General features: G+C 71.6%; 17 protein-coding genes. 10 read left to right on the top strand and 7 right to left on the bottom strand.

The features are described from left to right. Positions 1-32: 32 nt before the first annotated feature. The 4 genes from WME85_RS03035 to WME85_RS03020 form a co-directional block, all read right to left on the bottom strand. Positions 33-602, bottom strand: a complete 570-nt coding sequence (locus WME85_RS03035; RefSeq protein ID WP_437835173.1) for a peptidylprolyl isomerase — start codon at positions 600-602, stop codon at positions 33-35. Between the two features lie 133 nt (positions 603-735). Continuing rightward, a complete protein-coding gene (locus WME85_RS03030) occupies positions 736-1,947 on the bottom strand; it encodes a thiolase family protein (RefSeq protein ID WP_437307535.1) in 1,212 nt (403 codons plus the stop codon). 144 nt (positions 1,948-2,091) lie between these two features. Next, on the bottom strand, positions 2,092-2,889 hold the full coding sequence (locus WME85_RS03025) for a TPM domain-containing protein (protein ID WP_437835170.1): 798 nt from the start codon (positions 2,887-2,889) through the stop codon (positions 2,092-2,094). Between the two features lie 14 nt (positions 2,890-2,903). Next, positions 2,904-3,488 (bottom strand): LemA family protein, encoded by a 585-nt coding sequence (locus WME85_RS03020; protein WP_437835168.1) that lies wholly within the window; start codon positions 3,486-3,488, stop codon positions 2,904-2,906. Between the two features lie 244 nt (positions 3,489-3,732). Between WME85_RS03020 and WME85_RS03015 the strand changes: the two genes are divergently transcribed. The 5 genes from WME85_RS03015 to WME85_RS02995 all read left to right on the top strand — a co-directional run bounded on the left by WME85_RS03015 (position 3,733) and on the right by WME85_RS02995 (position 9,222). After that, positions 3,733-4,260 carry an ureidoglycolate lyase gene (locus tag WME85_RS03015; RefSeq protein WP_437835166.1) on the top strand — a complete coding sequence of 176 codons (528 nt, stop codon included), beginning with the start codon at positions 3,733-3,735 and terminating at the stop codon, positions 4,258-4,260. A gap of 165 nt (positions 4,261-4,425) precedes the next feature. Then, positions 4,426-5,262: a TrmH family RNA methyltransferase gene (locus WME85_RS03010; protein ID WP_437835164.1), complete on the top strand. Its 837-nt coding sequence runs from the start codon at positions 4,426-4,428 to the stop codon at positions 5,260-5,262. Beyond that, positions 5,252-5,971, top strand: a complete 720-nt coding sequence (locus WME85_RS03005; RefSeq protein WP_437835162.1) for a hypothetical protein — start codon at positions 5,252-5,254, stop codon at positions 5,969-5,971. The genes WME85_RS03010 and WME85_RS03005 overlap by 11 nt, the downstream gene beginning before the upstream one ends. Positions 5,972-6,293: 322 nt before the next feature. Next, positions 6,294-8,687, top strand: a complete 2,394-nt coding sequence (locus WME85_RS03000; RefSeq protein WP_437835160.1) for a (Fe-S)-binding protein — start codon at positions 6,294-6,296, stop codon at positions 8,685-8,687. Between the two features lie 181 nt (positions 8,688-8,868). Then, entirely contained in the window at positions 8,869-9,222 is a 354-nt protein-coding gene (locus WME85_RS02995) for a hypothetical protein (RefSeq protein WP_437835158.1), read from the top strand. Positions 9,223-9,295: 73 nt separating this feature from the next. On the opposite strand, the gene WME85_RS02990 is transcribed toward WME85_RS02995, so the two are convergent. Next, on the bottom strand, positions 9,296-11,764 hold the full coding sequence (locus tag WME85_RS02990) for a BamA/OMP85 family outer membrane protein (protein WP_437835156.1): 2,469 nt from the start codon (positions 11,762-11,764) through the stop codon (positions 9,296-9,298). A 163-nt stretch (positions 11,765-11,927) separates the two neighbouring features. Between WME85_RS02990 and WME85_RS02985 the strand changes: the two genes are divergently transcribed. From WME85_RS02985 to gspC, 3 genes are all read left to right on the top strand, one after another. After that, positions 11,928-12,518, top strand: a complete 591-nt coding sequence (locus WME85_RS02985) for a ubiquinol-cytochrome c reductase iron-sulfur subunit (RefSeq protein ID WP_437835154.1) — start codon at positions 11,928-11,930, stop codon at positions 12,516-12,518. Beyond that, on the top strand, positions 12,515-14,308 hold the full coding sequence (locus tag WME85_RS02980) for a cytochrome b N-terminal domain-containing protein (RefSeq protein ID WP_437835152.1): 1,794 nt from the start codon (positions 12,515-12,517) through the stop codon (positions 14,306-14,308). Before WME85_RS02985 ends, WME85_RS02980 begins: the two co-directional genes overlap by 4 nt. A gap of 422 nt (positions 14,309-14,730) precedes the next feature. Then, positions 14,731-15,702, top strand: coding sequence for a type II secretion system protein GspC (gene gspC / locus WME85_RS02975; RefSeq protein WP_437835150.1), 972 nt, complete (start codon positions 14,731-14,733; stop codon positions 15,700-15,702). Positions 15,703-15,743: 41 nt separating this feature from the next. Here gspC and WME85_RS02970 read toward each other — a convergent pair whose 3' ends face one another. Continuing rightward, positions 15,744-17,345: a serine/threonine-protein kinase gene (locus WME85_RS02970; protein ID WP_437835148.1), complete on the bottom strand. Its 1,602-nt coding sequence runs from the start codon at positions 17,343-17,345 to the stop codon at positions 15,744-15,746. 140 nt (positions 17,346-17,485) lie between these two features. Then, a complete protein-coding gene (locus WME85_RS02965; RefSeq protein WP_437307522.1) occupies positions 17,486-18,091 on the bottom strand; it encodes a hypothetical protein in 606 nt (201 codons plus the stop codon). A gap of 414 nt (positions 18,092-18,505) precedes the next feature. On the opposite strand from WME85_RS02965, the gene treS reads away from it, so the two are divergent. Beyond that, on the top strand, positions 18,506-21,907 hold the full coding sequence (gene treS, locus WME85_RS02960) for a maltose alpha-D-glucosyltransferase (RefSeq protein WP_437835145.1): 3,402 nt from the start codon (positions 18,506-18,508) through the stop codon (positions 21,905-21,907). A gap of 449 nt (positions 21,908-22,356) precedes the next feature. Continuing rightward, entirely contained in the window at positions 22,357-23,223 is an 867-nt protein-coding gene (locus WME85_RS02955) for a hypothetical protein (RefSeq protein ID WP_437835143.1), read from the top strand. Positions 23,224-23,301 lie beyond the last annotated feature (78 nt).

The raw sequence follows: 23,301 nt of genomic DNA, 5'->3' as shown, positions 1-23,301 counted from the left end.
CGTCGCGCGGCGACCGACGCGGCCGCCGCCGGCTACTGCCGGAAGATCTCGACGCGCTGGAGGACGACGTCCTGGTTCGGCCGATCGCGCGTGGTCGGCACGTTGGCGATCTTGTGGACGATGTCCTGGCCGCTCACGACCGTGCCGAACACCGCGTGCCGGTTGTCGAGGTGCGGCGTCGGCCCCTCGGTGATGAACCACTGCGCGCCGTTCGTGTTCCTGCCGGAGTTCGCCATGGAGAGCACGCCGGCGCCGCTGTGCCGCAGCTCGGGGTGGAACTCGTCGGCGAACTTGTACCCCGCGTCGCCCGTGCCCCAGCGCGCGGCCATGTCCGGGTAGCGCGAGAGCGGATCGCCGCACTGGATCATGAAGCCCGGAATGACGCGGTGAAAGCGGACGCCGTCGTAACAGGGCGTGCCCTGCATCTGCTGGCCGGTCTTCAGGTCCTTCCAGGTGATGGCGCCCGTGGCGAGACCGACGAAGTTCTTCACGGTGTTGGGGGCGCGCTGCTCCTCGAGCCGGACGACGATCTCACCGAGCGAGGTCGTCAGTCGGGCGTGCAGCTGGCCGGTGCCGGGCACATTGATCGGGGGGAAATCCATCGGGCCTTCTCCTGTTGCTTGCCGCCGAGGCGGCGCCGTCAGCCGAAGGAGGAGAGCCGCAAGGCCCCCCTCGCTGTGTTCTGATGCGGCGGTCTTAGCGCATCTCGGGCCGCGAAAGAGGGGCGAATTTGCCTCAGGCGCGCTCGAACAGCGTCGCGATGCCCTGGCCCACGCCGATGCACAGCGAGGCGACCCCGACCTTGGCGCCGCGCGCGCGCATCGCGTGGACGAGCGTGCACGCGATGCGCGCGCCCGAGCAGCCGATCGGGTGCCCGAGCGCGATCGATCCGCCGCGCACGTTCACGCGCGCCGGGTCGAGCTCCAGCGCCCGCGAACACGCGAGCGCCTGCGCCGCGAACGCCTCGTTGAGCTCGAACAGATCCACGTTGGGCACACGCAGCCCGGTCCGCTGGAGGAGCTTCTTCACGGCCGGGATCGGCCCCTCCCCCATCAGGTTGGGCTCCACCCCCGCCGTCGCCGTCCCGATGACGCGCGCGATCGGCGTCACCCCGGCGGCCTGGACGGCCTCGCTCGAGGCGAGCAGGAGGGCGGCGGCGCCGTCGTTGAGGGGCGACGAGTTGCCCGCCGTGACGGATCCGCCCTCGCGGAACGCTGGCTTGAGCTTCGACAGCGCCTCGAGCGAGGCGTCGGCGCGCACGCTCTCGTCGCGCTCGAACGGGACGGGGCTGCCCTTCTTCTGAGCGACGGGGACGGGGACGACCTCGGCGGCGAAGCCGCCCGACTCCCAGGCGAGCGTGGCGCGCTCGTGGGACAGCAGCGCGAACCGGTCCTGCTCCTCGCGGCTGATGCCGTGCTTCTTGGCCACGTTCTCGGCCGTCTCGCCCATCGACTGGAGCTCGAACCGCGCCGCCATCCTCGGGTTCGGGTAGCGCCAGCCGAGGGTCGTGTCGTAGACGGCCGGCGCGGTCCGATCGTAGCGCTCGGCCTGCTTGGGCATCGAGAACGGCGCGCGCGTCATGCTCTCGACGCCCCCCGCGACAGCGCAGTCGGCCTCGCCGGTGGCGATCATGCGCGCGGCGTCGGCGACGGCCTCGAGCCCCGAGCCGCAGAGCCGGTTCACCGTGACGCCCGGGACCTCGTACGGGAGCCCGGCGAGCAGCGCGGCCATGCGCGCGACGTTGCGGTTGTCCTCTCCCGCCTGGTTCGTCGCGCCGAAGACGACGTGGTCGAGGCGCGGCGCGAGCGAAGGATGGCGGCGCACGAGCGCGTCGAGGACGAACGCCGCGAGGTCGTCGGGGCGGACCGTCGCGAGGGCGCCGGCGTAACGGGCGATCGGGGTCCGGACTGCGTCGACGACGAAGACAGGGCGGAGAGCAACAGCCATGAGAGAGAGCGTAGCTTCGCCCGGTCGAGGCGCCGCCTGGAGATCGCGTGAGCCTGACGTCTCCATTCCACGCCGGATTCCGCGCCGGATTCCACGCCGGGTGGGCGTCCGCGTCGTGCCCGCCCGCCGGCTCGGCGCCTGTCGTCAGTAGCTGTCGCTGGACCCGCCGCCGCCGGAACGACCGCCGCCGCCGCCGCCGAACCCGGACCCACCGCCGCCGCCGCCACCACCCCTGCCGCCGCCGCCCCGGAAGAGCAGCGCTTGCAGGGCGAACCACAGGAACCAGCGGAAGGAGGGCGAGATGAGCGCGAGCAGGAGCGCCGCCACCACGGCGACGAGCGTGAAGCCGACCTTGATCGGCGAGGCCGGGGCGGGCGCGGGCCGCGTGCCGGGGGCAGGGCGCCGCTCCGCCTCGGGCGTCCCGGCGACGAGCGCCTCGGCGATCGCGGTCGTCCCCTGATCGATGGCGTCGCGGAAGCGATCCTGCCTGAGCAGGGGGCTGATCGTCTGCCGGATGATGTCGTTCGACTGGAGATCCGTGAGCGCCCCGCCCACGCCCTTGCCCGTCTCGATCCGGACGCGCCGCTCGGACGGGGCGATCACCAGGAGGACGCCGTTGTCGGCGCCCCGCTGCCCGAGCTGCCACGTGTTGAACGCCTCGTAGGCGACGTCCTCGATCGTCTCTCCCTCGAGCGATCCGACCACGAAGGCGACGATCTCGAACCCGGTCTGGCGGCGGATGCCGTCGAGCTTCCCGTCGAGGGTGCGGATGTCGGCCGGGTCGAGCCGCCCCGCTGTGTCGACGACGTGCCCGGTGAGCGCCGGCGGCGTGAAGTCGGCCAGGGCAGGTCGGGCGACGAGCGCGCACACCAGCGCGACCGCGGCCGCAATGGCCCTGGCCACCGCCCGCATCCGCGCGCCGCTCGAGACGACCTGGCCCATCGCCGCCTCCCTCATCAGAACGAGACCTTGGGCGCCGACTGGACCTCGGGAGAGGCGGTGAAGTACACGCGCGGCTTGAACGGCTGGCCCGTCGCCTTGTTCACCACCTGGCCCCGGATCTTCAGGAGCTCCGCGTTGTACTCGCGCGCCGCCTGGTTGTACTCCTCGCGCGCCCGGAGGATCCGGTTCTCGATGCCTTCCAGCTGGACCTGGAGGCTGTGAAAGCCCTGGTTCGCCTTGAGATCAGGGTATTGCTCCTGCACGACGAGGAGCCGCGAGAGCGAGCCGCTGAGCTGCTCCTGCGCCTTCTGGAACGCCTGCACCTTCTCCGGGTCGGTCAGGTCCTCCGCCTTGAGCTGGACGCTCGTCGCGCGGGCGCGCGCCTCGGCGACGCTCGACAGCGTCTGCTCCTCGTGCTTGGCCGACCCCTTCACGACCGCCACGAGGTTCGGGACGAGGTCGTAGCGGCGCTGGAGGTTCGCCTCGAGATCCGACCACTTCTGGGCCGCCATCTGATCTTTCTCGACGAGCAGGTCGTAGCGCTGGCAGCCCACCACGGATGTCATGAGGGCGAGCACCGCCAGGAAAAGGGAAACCACGGCCAGGCGCTTCCGAAATGTCGATCTGTGAACAATCCGCATGACTGACTCCAGGGTCGCTTGCATCACCGCTCGGGTAAGACGTGGAGCTGCCCCATGCAAGACTCGGCCCCGTGGCGCCCGCGAGCGCCGCTCTGCTGCGGGGAACGAGCCACGTGATAGCCTCTCGAGCCGCGCTCGCGGCCCGGCGCGCCCTCCGCAAGGGGGCCACAGGCGTGGCGCAGCGCCACAGTCGCCCCACCCGATGAGCCACCGCCCGCGCATCGCCGCCCATCCGCTCAGCCCTGCCGCTTATGCGCCGTACGGCGATGTCCTCATGGCTTCACCGCACGGCCAGGCCGGCACACCAGCCAACCAGGGGACCGCCCGCCGCTTCGATCATCTCGCCGGGATCGAGGACCTCCGCCCCGGGCGCGCGGCGCTGAACGTCTCGGTGTTCCGCTGCGCGCCGCGCTCGAGCTTCCCGCTGCCGATCGCCCTGCTCGAGAAGCACCCCGGCTCGACGCAGGCGTTCGTGCCGATGAGCGCGCGCCGCTACCTCGTCGTGGTCGCCCTGGGCGGCGACCGGCCCGACCTCGGGACGCTCGCCGCCTTCATCGCCCACGGCGCCCAGGGCATCACCTACCGCCCCGGCGTGTGGCACCACCCGATGATCGCGCTCGACGCGGAGACCGACTTCGTCTGCCTGGTCTGGGAAGACGGGTCTCCTGGCGACTGCGCCGTGGTCGAGTACGAGGAGGGCGAGCGGGTCGCGGTCGAGATCGATCCCTGACCGCCGGCCCTCTCCTCCGCCGCCCCCGGTCTCGCGGCGGCCGGCGCCATCGCCGCGGGCACGGCCGCGTCGGCGGGACGAGATCGTCCCCGGGCTGCGCCGCCCGCGCGCGGCGCCGCAGCCTCCGGGCGCGCTCCGCGCTATAGAGGCGCCCCCGGACCCTCCATGCGCCGCTCGACCCCCAACTGCTCGTTCGTCGCGCAGGAGCAGCGAAGGCTGCTCGCCGCGCTCGATGTCCTCGACGTCGCCGCCGTCGCCCGCCTCCTCGAGGAGTTCGTCACGAGCGAGCGCCGGGCCCGGCTGCGCGGGGTCATCGCGACGCGCCTCGACGCGGTCACCGTGGCCATGGACGCGCCGCACGACCCGCACAACGGGGCCGCCGTGCTCCGCTCCTGCGACGCGTTCGGCCTGCAGCGGCTGCACATCATCGAGCGGGCCGAGCCGTTCCTCGTCTCCAACACCGTCTCGCGCGGCTCCGAGCGCTGGGTCGACGTGCACACGCACCCGAGCGCCGAGGCCGCGATCGCCGCGCTCCGCGCCTCGGGGCACGAGCTCGTGGCGACCCACCCGGACGGCGAGCTGACGCCGCGCGACCTCTCGAGCATCCCCCGCCTCGCGCTGGTGCTCGGCAACGAGCGCGACGGCATCCGCCCCGATCTGGCCGCCGCCTGCGCCCGCGCCGTGCGCGTCCCGATGCGCGGCTTCGCCGAGAGCCTCAACGTGAGCGTCACCGCGGCGATCCTGCTCGAGCACGCGACGAACGGCCGGCCGGGCGATCTGCCCGAGCCCTACCAGATCAGGCTCTACGCCCGCGCGCTGGTGCTCACCGTCCCCCACGCGGCGGAGATCCTCGCCGCGCGCGGCATGCACCTGCCCCTGCCCCTCGGAGGGCCGCCCCCTCCTCCCCCGCAGCCGCGCGGCCCCAAGCCGCGCCGGCCCCCCGCGCTGCCCGCGCAGGAAGCGCGCAGCGCCGGCGCCCCCCAGGAGCCCGATGGTGGATAGCTCTCAGCCCCCCACACAAAGCCCAGGTCCCCCGCGACGAGCGCCCCGCGCCCGCGGCGCCGCCCCGCTCGCGCCTCGCGGCCCCCGCGAGCGCCTCGCCGCCGCGGGCGCGGCGATCGCGCTCGCCATCCCGCGCGCGGCGGCTCTGCTCGCCTTGCTCCTCGCGGGGTGCATCGAGGTGGCGCCGCCGCCGCCCAGGCCGCCGCTCGAGCCGAAGGACCTCAAGGTCTCGGCCGGCGTCGGGCTCGAGGTCGCCTGCACGCCGACGGGGGTCGAGCTCTGCTTCGACGCCCACGACAACAACTGCAACGGCGTGATCGACGAGGGGTGCGGGCTCCACACCGGGATCCTCCAGTTCACGATCGCCTGGGAGGAGGCCGAGGCCGACGTCGATCTCAACGTCTATGACCCGACGGGGGAGCTCGCCCGCGTCGGGGAGCCGACGGCGAGCGGCCTCATGAAAGACCGCGACTGCCCCCGCGTGAGCGGCGAGTGCCAGGAGCAGAACGTGGAGAACGTCTTCCTCACCGAGGGCGAGCCGGCCCGGGGCCGCTACCGCGTCGTCGTGCGGCTCGACAAGCTGAACGACGCGACGGCGCCCGTCCGCGTCCGCCTCAGCGCGCGCATCGGCCAGCGCTCGTACAGCATGGCGCTCGACCTGTCCCCCTCGGCCGCGACCGAGGAGAAGAGCGTGGAGTTCACGCTCTGAGCCTCTGGCGGGGCGCGCCCTCCCAGCGGCGCGCCGCCGGGCACGGTGGTGAAAGCGCGACGACGCGCGGGTGGTGAAAGCGCGACGCGCGGCCCGCACAACCGCGGTATCCGCCCTCGCGGGAACGCCGGTGGGAACGTTGGCGGGAACGTGGGCGGGAACGTGGGCGGGAACGTGGGCGGGAACGTGGCGCAGAGGGCTCCGGCGCGAGCTCTCCGCGCGCGATTCATGGCCGCCGCGCGGTTGACGACCGCCGCTCCCCCACCTTAAAAGATGTGGCCATTTTGCACCCGGAGACGTCCCGCGAATGAATCCCATCTGGATGCTCACATTGCTCGTCGGCCTCTTCGCCGCCTTCGCGTGGAGCGCCAACCGGCGTTGGCAGCTCCTCAAGGTCGGGCGCGGGGAAAGCCGGCTCGATCGGCTCGCCGAGCGCCTCAAGGGCACCTGGGAGTACGCCTTCCGCCAGCGGAAGATGGGTTACTACCCGCTCGCCGGGCTCGCGCATAAGCTCATCTTCTTCGGATTCCTGGTTCTCCTGGTCCGCACGCTGATCCTGTGGGGGCGCGGCATCGACCCGTCGTTCGACCTCTGGATCCTGGGGCATCAGCCCGTGCGGCTGCCCGGCATCGGCGCCGTGCCGCTCGGCGGCATCTACGAGTTCGTGAAGGACGTCATGGCCACGCTGGTCGTCACCGGCGCGCTCGTGTTCATCTACTACCGGGCGATCAGGCGCGAGCGGCGCATGACCCTGTCCGGCGAGGGCCTGCTCATCCTCGGCATCATCGTCACGATGATGGTGAGCGACATGCTCTATGACGGCGCCTCGCTGGCGCTGCACCACCGGTGGTCCACGATGGCGTGCGGCCCCGACGACGCGAAGCTCTGCGAGCGCATCGCCACGGTCACCGCCCCGTTCGCGGGCGTGCCCGCGGACCCGGCGGCGCTCCGCTGGCACCTGTTCCCCGCCCCCGCGGGGTCGCTGTTCGGCGTCCTCCTGAGCGGCGCCAGCCCGGGGACCCTCGTCGTCCTCGCGCACATCGGGTTCTGGACCCACGTCACGCTGGTGCTCGTGTTCCTGAACCTGCTCCCGCACTCGAAGCACTTCCACATCATCACGTCGATCCCGAACGTCTTCGCGCGCAACCTCGACCCGCGCGGCCGGCTGCCGCTCGTCGCGGGCAACGCCGAGGCGATCGGCGAGATGGTCATGAAGGCCGCCGAGGAGCCCGAGAAGGCCGCCCCGGTCGGCGTGGGCCGCATCGAGGACTTCACCTGGAAGGCGATCCTCGACTTCTACACGTGCACCGAGTGCGGCCGCTGTACCGACAACTGCCCGGCCCACAAGACCGGCAAGATCCTGAGCCCCAAGCAGCTCACGCTCGACCTGCGCGACCACCTGTACGGCAGGGAGGGCGAGTTCCTCAACAGGCCGGGCGGCCCGCGGGGGCACGCCGCCGACGGCCACGCCGCCCAGGCGAACGGGCAGGCCGAAGGCGGCGAGGGCGCGCAGGGCAGCGAGGGAGCTGCGGCGGCCGATGCGGCCGGGACGCAGGAGGGCGCCGGGCACACGGAGCAGGCGGCGCCGGAGAACCCGGTCCCGGCCCCGGAGGCCGCGTACAAGCCGATCGACCTCGTGGCGAACGTCGTCCATCCCGACGTGCTCTGGGCCTGCACGACGTGCCGGGCCTGCGAGGAGCAGTGCCCGGTGATGATCAGCTACGTCGACAAGATCGTCTCCATGCGCCGCCACCTGGTCCTCGTGAAGGGCGAGTTCCCGGCCGAGCTCGGGAACCCGTTCAACGCGATGGAGGTCAACGGCAACCCGTGGAACCTCGCGCGCATCGACCGCGGCAACTGGGCCGAGGGGCTCGAGATCCCGACCATGGCCGACAAGCCGCAGGCCCCCGTGCTCTACTGGGTCGGCTGCGCGGCGAGCTACGACGACCGCGCGAAGAAGATCGCCCGCGCGACCGCCCGGCTCCTGAAGGCCGCCGGCGTCGACTTCGCGATCCTCGGCCAGGAGGAGACCTGCACCGGCGATCCGGCGCGCCGCGCGGGGAACGAGTACCTCTTCGCGATGCTCGCCGAGCAGAACGCCGCGACCCTCAACGGCTACAAGGAGCAGGGGGGCATCCGGAAGATCGTCACCACCTGCCCCCACTGCTTCAACACGCTCGCCAACGAGTACCCCGACTTCGGCGCGAAGTTCGAGGTGGTACACCACACGGACTTCCTGCTCGGCCTGGTCGCCGAGAAAAAGCTCGTCCCCAGGAAGCCGGTCCAGGGCAAGGTCGTCTTCCACGACTCCTGCTACCTCGGCCGCTACAACGACGTGTACGAGCAGCCGCGCGACATCCTGAAGAGCATCCCCGGCGTGCAGCTGGTCGAGGCCGAGGGGTGGAACCGGCAGAAGGGGCTCTGCTGCGGCGCCGGGGGCGCGCAGATGTGGATGGAGGAGCAGAACAAAGACCGCGTGAACGTCAAGCGGACGCTGCAGCTGCTCCAGACCGAGGCGAAGACCATCGCGACCGCCTGCCCGTTCTGCCAGACGATGATCACCGACGGCCTCAAGGATCAGTCCAAGGAGGACTCGATCCGTCAGCTCGACGTGGTCGAGCTGCTCGAAGAGAGCTGCGCCCTCGACCGCCCGGCCACCGGCCGCGCCGCCTCGCCGGAAGCCGCCGCCGATACGGCCGCGTCCGCCAGCGCCTAGACCTCGGTTCATTCCGCCCTGAGCGCACGCGGGACCGTCTCGCCATGGAGCTCATGGCGCACGTTCCCGCGTGCTTCCCCACATTTACGCCCTGGAGCAAGCCTGACGGAGATCAGGCGTAGCCTTCTCGTGCGTCCCGTCTCGGCCTGAGCTAGATTCGGCCGTGCCGCCGGAGGTGGATGTGATTGAAGGCGCTCTGAAGGGTTCCGCGAACCTGGACCCCCGCCCTACGCCGGAGGGTACCGCGAACGCGGATTACCGGCTCACGGGGACATTGACTCAGCCGATCTGCATCTCGGTCGACGCCGTCGCCGACAGCGCGCTGCGCGCACGCCAGGCAGACTCAGGCGCAAAGGAGCTCCGCTGCGACGTGTGCGACACGGCCATCGAGGGCGAGCCCGCCGGGCGCGGCCTCTACGTGTGGTCGCGCGGCGAGGAGCTCCGGTTCGAGGAGCCCGCCCTGTGCGGCGGCTGCGCCGTCGCCATCGGAATGACGGCGCTGTCCGCCTGGAACGTCGAGGAAGAAGAGGGCTGAGCCCGCCGCTGCGGCCGCGCCGATGAGCGCCGGCCGCGCCGCCGCCCGGTGCCGCCGGGCGGCTTCCTTCACATCAGAACGCCTCGCCGATCGCCAGGTTCACGGCGATGGGGAGCACGTCGAACAGCAGGCTCGGGTTGCCCTCGCCCTCGGGCCAGCTCTTGCCGTCTTTGGCCGCTTCCTCCATGGTCTGGTAACACATGCCGATCACCTGCATGCAGGGGACGCGGTAGCCAACGTCCAGGCGGAGCGGGCCCACGGGCGTGACGTAGCGCAGCCCGACGCCGGCCGAGAGATGCGGGCGCTGCGCCCCTGAGCGGAACAGCTTGTGCTCTCGCGTGACGTCCCCGGCGTCGAGAAAGACCACGGTGCCGAAGCTCTCTCCGAGCTGCATCCGGAGCTCCAGGCTCGCCTCCCAGAGCAGCCGGCCGCCGATCGGGACCAGCGGAGCTTCGGGTCTGCTCGTGCCATCCATGGTGCTCGGGGCCGTCGGGCTCGGCACGCGGGCGTGCGGGCCGACCTCGTTGTAGCCGTATCCGCGATTGCTCGTCGCGCCACCGCTGAAGAACCCGCGGAACTGCATCAGCTGAAGGTCGGCCCCGCACCGCGCCCTCTCCTCGCTGCTCGCGTCGGTGTCGCACCGGGTCGGGTCAAAGGACGCCTCGCCGTACTCGAGATTCGGGTTGGTCGGGAACAACCACCCGGTCATCAGGCGGAAGCCGAGGGTCCACTTCCTCGAGACGGGAAGGTAACCGCGAAACTCGGGCTGTAGACGGATGTCGCGCGCGTCGTGGAACTTGTTCGCATCGACGACCGTCTTGCCGACCAGCGTCTTCGCTATCGCGGTGTCGAACGCGAGGTAGCCAGCCAGCTGAGCATCGAGCGCGACGTAGTAACCGTGATGGGGGCTGAGCCTGTCGGGCTTCCCCGCCCGGTTCAGGCGGCGGTCATAGGACACGAGCGCCTGGAGGTAGGGGATGAAGATGGTCCCGAAGCCCGCGGGCAGCGGCGCCGGGTTGTAGGTGAACGGGCTGTTCAGCTGAACGTTGTACAGAAGGGAAGCGTTCAGGTCCGATTTCAGAAAAGGCCGCTCCAGGCCGATGGATCCGATGTACTCGCGGTAGCCGACGATCGAGTGCTCGGGCTTCTCTTCCGGCTGGGTCTGCTCCTGCTGCTCGGCGTTCTGCGGCTTGAGGGGCTTGGGCGGGTTGCAGTATTCCCCGGTCTGCGGGCAGTAGAGCTTGAACGAGCCGCGCAGCACCGCGGCCGTACGCCGCTCGAAGGCCCCCGGCTGGCGGAGCTCGGACCGCAGCTGGATCTCCGGCAGGAGGCGGAAGTCGTCCTTCAGCTCGGTGCCGAACAGGCTCGAGAACTCCAGCGGATAGAAGACCAGCCCCGGCCGGGCCTCGACGTTGAAGCGGCGCAACCCCCCGAGGAAGTTGCGATCCTCCCACCCGGCGACGAGGTGCGTCTCGATGCGCGAGCCGACCTCGGCGCCGCCGCCGAGCCGCACGGCGCGCAGCGCGGCCGGCTCCACGGAGAAGGTCACGGGGACGACGGGGCTCCTCGGCTGCCCGGGCGGCGCGAGCTCGGGCTTCACGGCGACGGCGCCGAACACGCCGAAGTCGGCGAGCGCCTGCTCCGCTTCCGCGAGCACCGCGGTCGAGAACCGCTCGCCCTCCTCGATGCCGATCGCCGTCCGGACGGGCGCCTCCGGGATCTCGCCGAGCCCCTTCAGGTTGACCTTGCCGAACGTGCACTCCGGGCCGAGCTCGATCGTGTAGCGGACGGCCGCCTGGTTCTTCACGAGGTCGACGTCGACGTGCCCCTCGACGGTCGCGTAGGCGAAGCCGCGATCCGTGAGGACCCGCAGCAGCGTCTTCTTGAGCTCCTCGTACTGATCCTCGTCCAGGCGCTCGCCGACCTTGAGCTGCCCCTTCGCCTCGGTCACCGGCCGGGCGATGTCCTTGCCCTTCTCCAGGGTCCAGTCGCGCCACTGGAGGTCCACCGACGCGACCTTCACCGGCTCTCCCTCGGAGACGACGATGCGCACCCGCACGCGCCCCTCCTTGTCGGGGCCGCCCGCGCGCTGCACCCGGGCCGCGCGCGCCCGCGCGTTGTAGAAGCCGCGCGCCCGGTAGTACCGCTCGATGCGGGCCATGTCCCGCTCGAGGACGAACCGGTCGAAGCGCTCGTACTCGACCGTGAGCGCGTCCCAGATGCTCAGGATCGGCACGCGCTCGAAAGCGCCGCCGAGCAGGTGCGAGCTCTCGGCCGTCGCGATGCGATCGGCGAGCTCGTCGCCGCTGATCACCTCGCCGCCTTCGAACGAGACGTCCTCGATGGCGCACCCGCTGAGGTCGGGGCGCGTGCACGGCGGGGGCTGGCGGGAGGCAGTGCAGGCGGAGACCCCGAGGGCGGCGGACGTGACGAGCGCCGCGGCGAGGGTTCGTACCAGCGGGTCCTGGACACCTGAAAGGTAACTTTCGGTTGAGCCGGCGGCGATGCGGTCGCCGCGGTGTGCGCGATGGCGAGGATTCAACGTTACGCCTGTGTTTTCGATATGCTGCCGTCCGCTCCGGCCGCCGGGCGCCCGCTCCGAGTCTGGGTGGGCGCTCGGAGAGCGGCGCGAGCGAGGGAGAGCCTACGAGATGGCAGAGCCGACGCAAAAGGAACCTGGTGCCGGTGGGTACCTCGGATATGGATTGCCGCATGAGCCCGGCGCGCACGGGGTGCCCGCGGGCCCGGGCGCGCCGCTCGGCGGCCCGCCCCCCGAGGAGCGGCGCGGCGCCCTGAAGGCGCTCGTGGCGATTGGCGGTCTGGCGTACGCGGGCGCGCTCGCCGCCCCGGCGGCGACCTTCGTCACCGGCCCCGCCACTGGCAACGCCGCCGCCTCCACCGGTGGGCGCGAGCGCTGGGTCCGGGTCGGGCGCCTCGCGGATCTCCCGCCGGGCGAGCCGCGCCGCCTCAAGGTGGTCGGCGAGGAGCGCGACGCCTTCACGGTCGCGAAGGATCAGATGCTCGGCGCGATCTGGGTCATCCGCGAGGGCGAGAAGATCCGCGCGATGAGCGCAACGTGCCCCCACCTCGGCTGCGGGATCGAGCTCAACGGCGACAAGAAGAGCTTCAACTGCCCGTGCCACGCGTCGCGCTTCGCCCTGTCGGGCGTGCCCGAGACGGGACCGTCCCCGCGCGCCATGGATCCGCTGGCGACGCGGGTCGTGGACGGCTGGGTCGAGGTGGACTTCCGGCGCTACCGTGACGGGACCGCCGAGCTCCAGGAGATCGCAGGGTGAGCCTCGGCGACTGGTTGGACGAACGCATCGGTCACCGGGAGCCGATCCGCCGCCTTCTCGACGAGCCGATCCCGGGCGGCGCCCGCATCGGCTACGTCTGGGGGGGCGCGATCGCGCTGCTGCTGCTCGTCGAGGCGGTCACGGGCGCGCTGCTCACGTCGGCGTACGCGCCGAGCGCGACGACCGCGTGGGCGAGCGTCGCGCACATCAACTTCACGCTGCGCGCCGGCTGGCTCGTCCGGGGCCTGCACTACTTCGGCGCGCAGGCGCTGGTCATCCTGATCGCGATCCACGTGGCGCAGATCGCGATCCACGGCGCGTACCGCGCGCCGCGCGAGATCAACTGGCTCCTGCGGCTCGGCCTGCTCGGGGTGATCCTCGGCTTCGCCTTCACGGGCAACCCGCTCCCGTGGGACCAGGACGGCTACTGGGGCGCGCGCGTCGAGACGGGCATCATGGGCGCGGTCCCCGTCGTCGGGTCGTTCACGCAGCAGATCGTCGTCGGCGGCACCTCGCTCGGTCACATGACCCTGACGCGGCTCTACAGCCTGCACGTCTTCGTGCTGCCGGCGGTCACGGCCCTGCTGCTCGCCGCGAGCTTCGCGCTGTTCCGCAAGCACGGCTACAGCCCGCCCCACGGCGCCGATCTCCGGAGGGTGGACCGGTTCTTCCCGAAGCAGCTCGGCATGATCCTGCTGGCCGGGGCGATCGTGCTCGTCGTCCTCTTCGACCTCGCGGCCGTCGAGCACGGCGCGCCCCTCGAGGCGCCCGCGGACCCGGTCAGCGACTACACCGCCCGCCCGGCGTGGTACTTCCGCCCGCTCTTCGAGCTGCGCAAGTTCTTCCCCGGCCAGCTGGAGCTCATCGCCACCGTCGGCATCCCGGGCGTGCTCGGGCTCTACCTCGCGCTGCTCCCGTTCATCGACAGGAAGCCCGGCCCGCTCCGCGCGCGGCTGCCGGCGCTCGCGCCGCTGTTCCTCGTCGGCCTCGGGGCCGCCGGCCTCCTCGCGAAGTCGTACCTGTCCGACCGGAAGGACGAGGGCTTCCAGCGCTCGCAGGCGCAGAGCGCAGAGCGGACCGCGCGCGCGATCACGCTGTTCAAGCAGGGCGTCCCGCCCGAGGGCGCGCTCGCGATGCTCCGGAACGACCCGGAGACGCGCGGCGAGGACCTCTACAAGAAGGAGTGCGCGAGCTGCCACCGGCTGAACGATCTCGGCCCGCCGAAGGAGAAGCAGACCGCGCCGGATCTCACCGGGTTCGGGACGAAGGCCTGGGCGCTCGAGGTGCTGAGGGACCCCGACGCCGACCACCTCTTCGGCAAGACGGCATTCAAGGAGATGATGCCGTCGGTGATCAAGCCGCCCGCGGATCCCGAGGCGGCGAAGGTGTTCACGCCGATGAGCGCGGCCGACCAGGAGACGATCGCCGCGTTCCTGGAGGCGCAGGCGCGCGGGGAGCCTGGCGCCGGGACGCCGGGAGAGAAGATGGTCCGGCAGCGGTGCACGAGCTGCCACCGGCTCGACGGCAAGACCGACGACGAGGAGTCCGCCGCCCCCGAGCTCCGCGGCTGGGCCTCGGTCGCGTGGATCGAGGCGCAGATCACGAACCCCGGCAGCGGCAAGGCCTACCCGCCGGCGGCCATGTCGAAGGACCTGGAGGGCCACATGCCGGCCTTCGAGGAGAAGATCTCCGCGAGCGACAGGAAGATCCTCGCCGCCTGGGTGTACCGGCGCGGGCGCGGAGAGTCCGCGAAGACGGCCGCCGCCAGCGCGCCCGAGAAGAAGCCCTGAGCGAGCCGCTCGCGGGCTGACACGGTCCCCGACCACCCCCTCTTCCTGAGCCCCGGCGCGGCGCGCGTCGGAGCGCGCCGATCCGTCCGGGTCCCCGGCGCGGCGCGCGCGCGCGCTGAAGCGCGCCGATCCGTTCGGGTTCCCGGCGCGGCGCGCGCGCGCGCTGAAGCGCGCCGATCCGTTCGGGTTCCCGGCGCGGCGCGCGCGCGCGCTGAAGCGCGCCGATCCGTTCGGGTCAAGGCGCGTTGCGGCGGGCGCTCGCGCGCGGGTCGCGCCGGCGCGCAGGCCGGCACGCACGGTGCTGTGCCTCCTGGGGGGGGCGCGTCGGTGGCGACATCGTGCACGGTCGCCACGCGCCGGCGTGCGCGCGGCGCTCGCTCCGGCGGCAGCCGCGCGCGCGAACCCCGGAAAGAGCAGGATCCGTGGACCTGGATGCGGCCGTGAAGCACCACTTCCCGTGGATCGCGGGCACGATGATCGCGTCCGCCGCCTACTTTCAGGCGGCGGGGGTCTCGCACTTGGTCGGGAAGACGATCATCCCGGACAGCGCCGCCAGGCTGTCTTCCCTCCCCTCGGCCTCGGGCCGCGCGCCGCACGACGGCGGCCTGCACGCGACGAGCGCGGAGGCGATCCTGCGGCGCAACCCGTTCGACTCGGCCACGGGGCCGCTCCTCCAGCCGCCAGGCGGCGCCCACGACGAGCGCGCGCCCACGACGAACGGCGACCCATGGAGCGATCCCCTCTGCGACGCCGGACGCGTCGTGCTCATCGCGGCGTCGGAGGACGCCGCGTGGTCGTTCGCTGCGATCGCGGGTCCCGACGGACGGACGCAGCTCCAGCGGCTCGGCGGCGACACGCCCGGCGGCACGCTCGCGCGCATCGCCTGGGACCGCGTCTGGCTCACCGCGGGCGGCGCGCGCTGTCAGCTGCAGCTCGGAAAGACCGCGGGCGGGGGGGCGCCGGCGCCGAACGAGGCGCCGGCGCCGCAGCCCCGGCCCCAGGCGAAGCCGGTCGGCGGCGAGGCCAACCTGAGCTCGGTTCCGCCCGAGATCGCCGCGCGCATCCGGCGGGTGAGCGCCACGGAGTTCAACGTCGACCGATCGGCCGTGGACCAGATCCTCGAGCAGCAGGCGCTCCTCATGCGCTCCGCCCGGGTGATCCCGGAGCGGCAAGGGGACCAGGTCGTCGGGCTGAAGCTCAGGATCAAGCGGGGCTCGCTGCTCGAGTCGCTCGGGCTGGAGAGCGGCGACTCCCTGAGGTCGATCAACGGCTTCAGCCTCACCGATCCGCAGAAGGCGCTCGAGGCGTACGCGCGGCTCCGGACCGCGGACCACCTGTCCGTCGCGCTCGAGCGCGGCGGCCAGCTGATGACGGTCGACTTCAACATCCGCTGACGGCGCGCCCGCTGACAGCGCGCCCGCTGACGGCGCGGGGCTCAGCCGAAGGCGTCGACCGCGGCCCTGGCCGGCCGGCCCGGCAGCGAGGGCGGCGCGACCGCCTCCCACCACGCCGCCGCGTGCTGCTCGGTCCACTCGGCGTCCATGTGCAGCGCGGCGAGCCGCTCGGACAGCTCGCGCGCCGACCGCGGCCGCCTCGCCGGGTCCTTCTCCAGGCAGTCGAGCACGATGCGGTCGAGCGCCGGCGGGATCGTGCGCGCCGCCCGCTTCGACGGCGCGACGGGCGCCTCGGTCGCGTGGAGCAGCACCGTCTTCATCGCCGTCTCGGCCTCGAACACGAGCGCGCCCGTGAGCAGCCAGTACGCGACGCACCCGAGCGCGTAGATGTCGGTCCGGCCGTCGACCGGGCGGTCGCCGAGCACCACCTCCGGGGCCATGAATGCCGGCGTGCCGGTGATCGCGTTGTCCTCGGTCAACGTGGACGGGGCCACGTCCTTCCTGCGCTCGGCCACCAGCCCGAAATCGAGCACCTTCAGGAAATCGAGGTCCGCGCCGTAGCGGCACAAGAACAGGTTGGCGGGCTTGATATCGCGGTGCACGAGGAACGCCTTGTGCGCTTCGTGCAGCGAGTGGCAGGCCTGCCGGAGCAGGTGGACCACCCGCGCGGGCGGCTGCGGGCCGTCCAGCTTGACGAGCGTCTCGAGGTCCATGCCGTCGAGCAGCTCCATCACGTAATAGAACGACCCGTCGCGGGCGACGCCGAAGTCGAAGATGCCGATCGTGTGCGGCGACCGGAGGGCGGCGGTCGCCTGCGCCTCGCGCTCGAACCGCAGCTTCGCGGTACCGTAGCTCGCCGCCCCGCCCTGGAACGCCTCCGGCCGGATCAGCTTCACGGCGGCCGGGCGCGCGAGCATCCGGTGCTTCGCCCGCCACACCTCGCCCATGCCGCCGCCGCCGAGCCGCTCGACGAGGCGGTAGCTGCCGAGCTCCCGCGCCGCGTCGAGCTTGCGCCCGAGCCCGAACACGACGCGCGACACGAACACGGAGAGCGCCAGCGCGATGACGCTCGGGAAGAAGCGGCGGATCATCGCGTCGCGCGACGGCAGCTCCATGAAGCCCGACCGGACGAGCACCCAGAGGAACGCCGGCTCGGTGAGGATCGCCAGCGTCGACGTGAACAGCGTGCGCACGCTCGGGCCGGGGACGATGATGGGGAACATCAGCACCCATATGGCCACGGGCGACCAGCCCGGCAGCATCGGCCCCGCCGGCCACGGCTGCGCGTTCGAGACGACCGCGATCGAGGCGGCGCCCAGGACCTTGTAGGCGAACGAGAGGTCGACGATCCGCGCCGGCGAGAGGAGCCTCCGCCGCGCGACGACGAAGAGCGCGGCCGAGACGAGCATGAACGGCAGGTAGACCGCGAAGCGGATCGGGTGAGGGCCGAGCTGGAGGCTCGGGACGAGCTCCGAGACGATGAACCCGAAGGCGCCCACGACGACCGTGCAGAGCGACATCCACGCGACGCGCCGCACCGCCTGCTCCTCGAGGTCCGGCGGGAGCCGCGACGACAGCCAATCCCAGCGCGACGTCGCGATGGCGCAGCTGGCGTCGGGGCCGAGGAAGACGGTCTCGCTCATGGCGTCGCGCGCGACCGCAGCCGCGCTCGCCTGTTTTTAGGGGAGGACGCGGGCGGCGTGAATAGGGAGCGTCGCGCGCAGGGCGGCGCGCGGGCGCGGGTCCACGCGCGAGCGTCGCGCCGTCGCGCGGCGGGGGAGCGTCACTTCGAGAAGACCTGCGCGGCCGCGATGCCCGCGCCCTTCGTCGCCTTGAGGATCACCTTGCCCGGTCCGCCGATCGGCAGCGGGTTCTTCCAGCAGCCCGAGGCCTTGCCGCCGAGCGTCGCCGCGGCGCCCGTGGTGCTGTCCTGCGCGAGGACGACGGGCGGCAGCGCGGGCGCCGGCTGCGAGACGAGCTGGATGTCGAGCTCCTGGACCCCGATGCCGATGCCGACGACCGTGTAGCACTTGCCGGGCGAGATGTTGATCTGCTGCTCGAGCGACTGGCCCTCCTGGAACTGCCCCGCGAACGGCCCGCCGTCCGCCTTCATCCCCGGGGCCTCCGTCGTGCCCATCCCCTGCAGGATGGGCGTGGCGGCCACCGCGGCGACCGGCGGGACCGGCGTGGCGGCGGTGCCCGCGGGCGCCGTGGTGGTGGCGGTCGCGGTGGGCACCGCGGTCGCGGGCGTGGTCGGCACGGCCGCGGCGCACCACTGGCCCGGCGGGCACGGGTTGCTCGGGTCCGTCGTCGGCTCGGGCGTCGACGAGCACGCGAGCGCTCCGAGCGCGGCGAGGCAGAGCGGGAGTACGTGGAAGACACGCATCATTGAGAATGCTCCTTCGATGGGCATGAGCTCGCCCGATGGCAGAACGAGGTGCCTGGGCTTCTTACACCGGCTGGGGTTCGACGTGTGGGCCGAGCGCGCGAAGCAGCGATCTCGACAGCAGGCGGCGTCGTTCGACGTCGATCAACGCCGCCGCAGCGCTTTGCGCCCCGCACGATGCGTGCTATCCGAGGTCGGGCCCGCGCGGTCTTGCAATTCCAAGTAGCTAAACTATACACGTGATCCGCGTCACCTGCGTGGGACGGCAGTGCGCGCCCAGCGGTGGACCTCCGCAGCGTGCCTTGCCTCCTGGCCTCTTCTGGCCCGGGTGGCGGCTCACGCCGCATCAGGCCCGTACCGCTGAATCCTGTGCGCCCGGCGTCGTCGCGTGGATAACGCGCATCCGTCGGAGCAGACATGAGCCAGGATCAGAAGCCCCCTCCCGCTGAAGGCAGCGCCCTCTGGTACAAGGACGCGATCATCTACGAGCTCCATGTCCGCGCGTTCAGCGACTCGAACGCCGACGGCATCGGCGACTTCGAGGGGCTCGTTGAAAAGCTCGACTATCTCCAGGATCTCGGCGTCACCGCGATCTGGCTCTTGCCTTTCTACCCCTCGCCGCTGCGCGACGGCGGATACGACATCGCGGACTACACCAACATCAACCCGTCTTACGGGACGCGGCGCGAGTTCGCCCGCCTGCTGCGCGAGGCGCACCGCCGCGACATCCGCGTCATCACCGAGCTCGTCCTGAACCACACCTCGAACGAGCACGAGTGGTTCCAGCGGGCGCGGACCTCTCCGAAGGGCTCGCGCTGGCGCGACTTCTACGTGTGGAGCGACACGCCCCACCGCTACAAGGACGCCCGGATCATCTTCAAGGACTTCGAGACGTCGAACTGGGCCTGGGATCCGGTGGCCAACGCCTATTACTGGCACCGCTTCTACTCCCACCAGCCCGACCTCAACTTCGAGAACCCGGACGTGCACGCCGCCGTGTTCAAGGTGGTCGACTTCTGGCTGGAGATGGGCGTCGACGGGCTCCGGCTCGACGCCGTGCCGTACCTCTACGAGCGCGACGGGACGAACTGCGAGAACCTGCCGGAGACGCACGAGTTCCTGAAGAAGCTCAGGCGCCACATCGACGCGAACTTCTCCGATCGCATGCTCCTCGCCGAGGCCAACCAGTGGCCCGCCGACGCCGCCGCGTACTTCGGGGACGGCGACGAGTGTCACATGAACTTCCACTTCCCGCTCATGCCCAGGATGTTCATGGCGGTGGAGCTCGAGGACAGCTTCCCCATCGTCAACATCCTGAAGCAGACGCCCCAGGTCCACGAGAACTGCCAGTGGGCGACGTTCCTCCGGAACCACGACGAGCTGACGCTCGAGATGGTGACCGACGAGGACCGGGACTACATGTACCGCGTCTACGCGCAGGAGCACACGGCGCGCATCAACCTCGGCATCCGCCGGCGGCTCGCCCCGCTCATGAAGACGCGGCGCAGGATCGAGCTGATGAACGCGCTGCTCTTCTCGCTGCCGGGGACGCCCGTCCTCTACTACGGCGACGAGATCGGGATGGGCGACAACATCTATCTCGGCGACCGCGACGGCGTGCGCACGCCGATGCAGTGGAGCGCCGACCGGAACGCCGGCTTCTCCAGGGCGAACCCGCAGAAGCTCTACCTGCCGATCATCATCGACCCCGAGTACCACTACGAGGCGATCAACGTCGAGGCTCAGCAGCAGAACCCCGCCTCGCTCCTCTGGTGGATGAAGCGGCTCATCACCCTGCGCAAGCAGTACAAGGTGCTCGGCCGCGGGACGATCGAGTTCCTGCACCCGGACAACAACAAGGTGCTCGCGTTCATCCGCGCGTACGGGGACGAGCGGCTCCTCGTCGTGGCGAACCTCTCGCGCTACGCGCAGCACGTCGAGCTCGACCTCACGCGCTTCTCGGGCATGGTGCCTGTCGAGCTGTTCGGCAGGAGCCGCTTCCCGGAGATCACGAGCGGGAGCCGCTGCTACTCGCTGTCGCTCGGGCCGCACGACTTCTTCTGGTTCTCGCTGGAGCCGGCGGTCGCGGCGGTGTCCGCGGGCGATGGCCAGGCGGCGCCCGCGATCTCGACGAAGGGCACGTGGCAGGCGCTCCTCTCCCCCGAGGGACGCCGGGCGCTCGAGCCGGCGATCGGCAAGTACATCGCGGTGCGCCGCTGGTTCCGCGGAAAGGCGCGCACCCGGCGCACCACGACGCTCGCGGACGTGATCCCGATGGTGCGCGACGAGCGGGGGGCAGCGCAGCACTTCATCCTGCTCGTGCGCGTCGAGTACACGGACGGCTCGCCGGAGACGTACGTCGTGCCGATCGGCTTCGCGACGGGCGATCGCGCGCGGGAGCTCGCGACGCGCACGCGCCACGCGGTGATCGCGGATGTCACGGTGCGCGACCCGGACCCGGAGAGCGCGGCCGCGCCGGAGGGCATCCTGTACGACGCGCTGGCGACGCCGGAGTTCGCCGCGCTGATCCTCGCCGCGATCCGGGCGCAGGGCGTCGCGGCGGGCGCCGCCGGCGAGCTCCACGCGCTGCCGCTCGGGACGACCCTCGAGGTGCTCGGCGCGGAGGGAGAGCTCCCGGCGCGCATCGCCGAGAGCGAGCAGAGCAACACGACCATCATCTACGGCGACAAGCTGCTGCTCAAGATCTTCCGGCAGGTCGAGGAGGGCATCAACCCGGAGCTCGAGATCGGCCGGTTCCTGACAGAGCACCAGTTCCCGGCCACGCCGCGGCTCGCCGGGGCGATCGACTACCAGGCCCGCGGTCGCGAGGCGACCACGGTGGCGATGCTCCAGGAGTACGTGCAGAGCCAGAGCGACGCGTGGACGAGCACGCTCGAGGCGCTGAACCGCTTCTTCGAGCGGGTGCTCGCCGACGAGGAGTCGGTGAAGGGGAGCGCCCCGCCGATGCCGACCGGCACGCTGGTCGACGCGTCGCGCACGGCGCCGCCTCCGATCGTGAACCAGCTCATGGGCACCGAGCTCGTGAGGATGCGGCTGCTCGGCGAGCGCACCGCGCAGCTCCACCTCACGCTCGGCAAGGAGAGCAAGGACCCCGCGTTCGGTCAGCAGGCGTTCACGACGCTGCACCAGCAGTCGATCTTCCAGTCGGCGCACGGCATGCTCGCGCGCACCTTCGCGCTGCTGAGGAAGCGCGAGCGCTCGCTCCCCGAGAACGTGCGGGAGCAGGTGTCGGCGATGCTGCAGCGCGAGGCCGAGATCAACGGGAAGCTCCAGCAGATCGTGTCGCGGAAGTTCGACGTCACCCGCATCCGGACGCACGGCGACTTCCACCTCGGCCAGGTGCTCTCGACGGGCGACGACTTCATCCTGATCGACTTCGAGGGGGAGCCGGCGAGGCCGCTGAGCGAGCGCCGGTACAAGCGCGGCCCGCTGCGGGACGTGTCCGGGATGCTGCGCTCGTTCGACTACGCCGGCGCCGCGGCGCTCAGGGACGGCCGCCTCCGGCCGGAGGACGTCACCCTGCTCAAGCCGTGGACCGACGCGTGGGTGGCCTGGGTCTCCGCGAGCTACCTCGCGGGCTACCTCGAGACGATCGCGCGCGCCCAGGCGACGGCGGAGGCGCGGACCGACGAGACAGCGCCGTTCGTGCCCGCCAGCGACGCGGACACCGTGCTCTTGCTCGACTTCTACATGCTCGAGAAGGTCATCTACGAGCTCGGCTACGAGCTCAACAACCGTCCTGAATGGCTGGACATCCCGCTCCGCGGGCTGGAACATCTGATTACGCCCAAGGCGTAATCAGATTCCCGGTCGTCCCCCTCTCTCTCCCGACCCGGCTTCGTCAGAGCCGCCTCAGGCGCCGCCTTATCCGGCGCGCGCCTGGGGTCGAGGGCTTGCGGCGGCTTGACGGCCCTCGTTCGATGATCGACGCGCGGCGCGCGGCGGCAGCTGTCCGGCGGGCGCTCGCGCCGGCTCTCGAGATAGAGAAGGTGCCTTGGCGAGAGGCGATTGGCGCGTTCGGCAGACGAAGAGTCGAGTCGTAGGGCGGCTCCCTCTGCTAGGCTGCGCGGCCTGCGCCGCCGAAGGAGAGCCCTGGGGAGCGCGGTCGACCCGAACCTCGGGCCAGGAGGTCCTACCCCGTGAGCAGGATATCGCAACTCGGCCCGGGACTACGCGTTACGGCCGCTCTTCTTTTTTTCTCATCCGTTGGTCGCGCCGAGCCCACCCGTGCGCCGGTGGAAGGCGCCGTGAGCCGCCTGCGCGCGCAGGCGAACGCCGCGCAGGCCGAGGGCCACTTCGCGGAGTCGCGCGAGATGTGGCAGGCGATCTGGAAGATGGAGCGCTCGCAGGTCGCCGCCTGCAACATCGGGGCGCTCTCCTACCGGATCGGCGATGCGCCCGCTGCCGTGCGCTGGCTGTCGCTCTGCAAGGAGATCATGCGGCCCCCGAGCACGCCGGAGGAGCGGGAGCTCTACGAGTCGCGGCTGTTCGACCTGGCGCGCGCGCGCCAGCTCGTCGGCGAGATCCGCATCGTCGTTCCCTCCGGCGCTTCCTGCACCCTCGACGGCGAACAGATCACGGTCGAGCGCGACAGGCCCGTTCCCGTCAACCCTGGACACCACACCATCGCCGCGACGCTCAACGGCGCCGCCGTCAGGGTCGACATCGATGTCCGCCGCGGAGAGGTCCGCGAGGTGCGGCTCGATCTGGCGGCTCCGGCGCTCAGGCCCACGGCGACGAGGGGCCCCGCGCTGGCGAGCGCGCCGCCGAGCTCCGGGCTGCGGACCGGCCTCATCGTGGGGGGGATCGCCGCCTCGACGGTCTTTCTGGCGCTCGGCGGGGTGCTGATGGTCGTGGCGCACGAGGCGGAGGTGAACCGGGACGAGACAGCGCGGAGCGTCGGCGGCAACAACTGCCTTCGCCTCATCGCGCCCGAGTGCAAGGAGGCCGCCAGCTACGAGAACACCATGTTCACGGCGCGCGAGCTCGGCGCGGCCAGCTTCATCACGGGCGGCGTGCTGGCCGCCGGCACGCTCGGGTTCGCGCTCTTCACGCACCAGCGCACCGAGATCACCGCGTCCGCCAGCGGCGTCGCGGTGAGGGGGGTGTGGTGACGCCGATCGCGGACGCTCGCCGGGTCCCCTGCCCCGCGCGTCGGGCGCGCGAGGCCGCGTGGCCGCGGCGCGTTGTCT

The sequence above is a fragment of the Sorangium sp. So ce1153 genome, assembly GCF_051521595.1.
Lineage (GTDB): Bacteria > Myxococcota_A > Polyangia > Polyangiales > Polyangiaceae > Sorangium.
The sequence above is the reverse complement of the archived record's forward strand: the minus strand, read 5'-3'. Positions and strand labels throughout refer to the sequence as shown.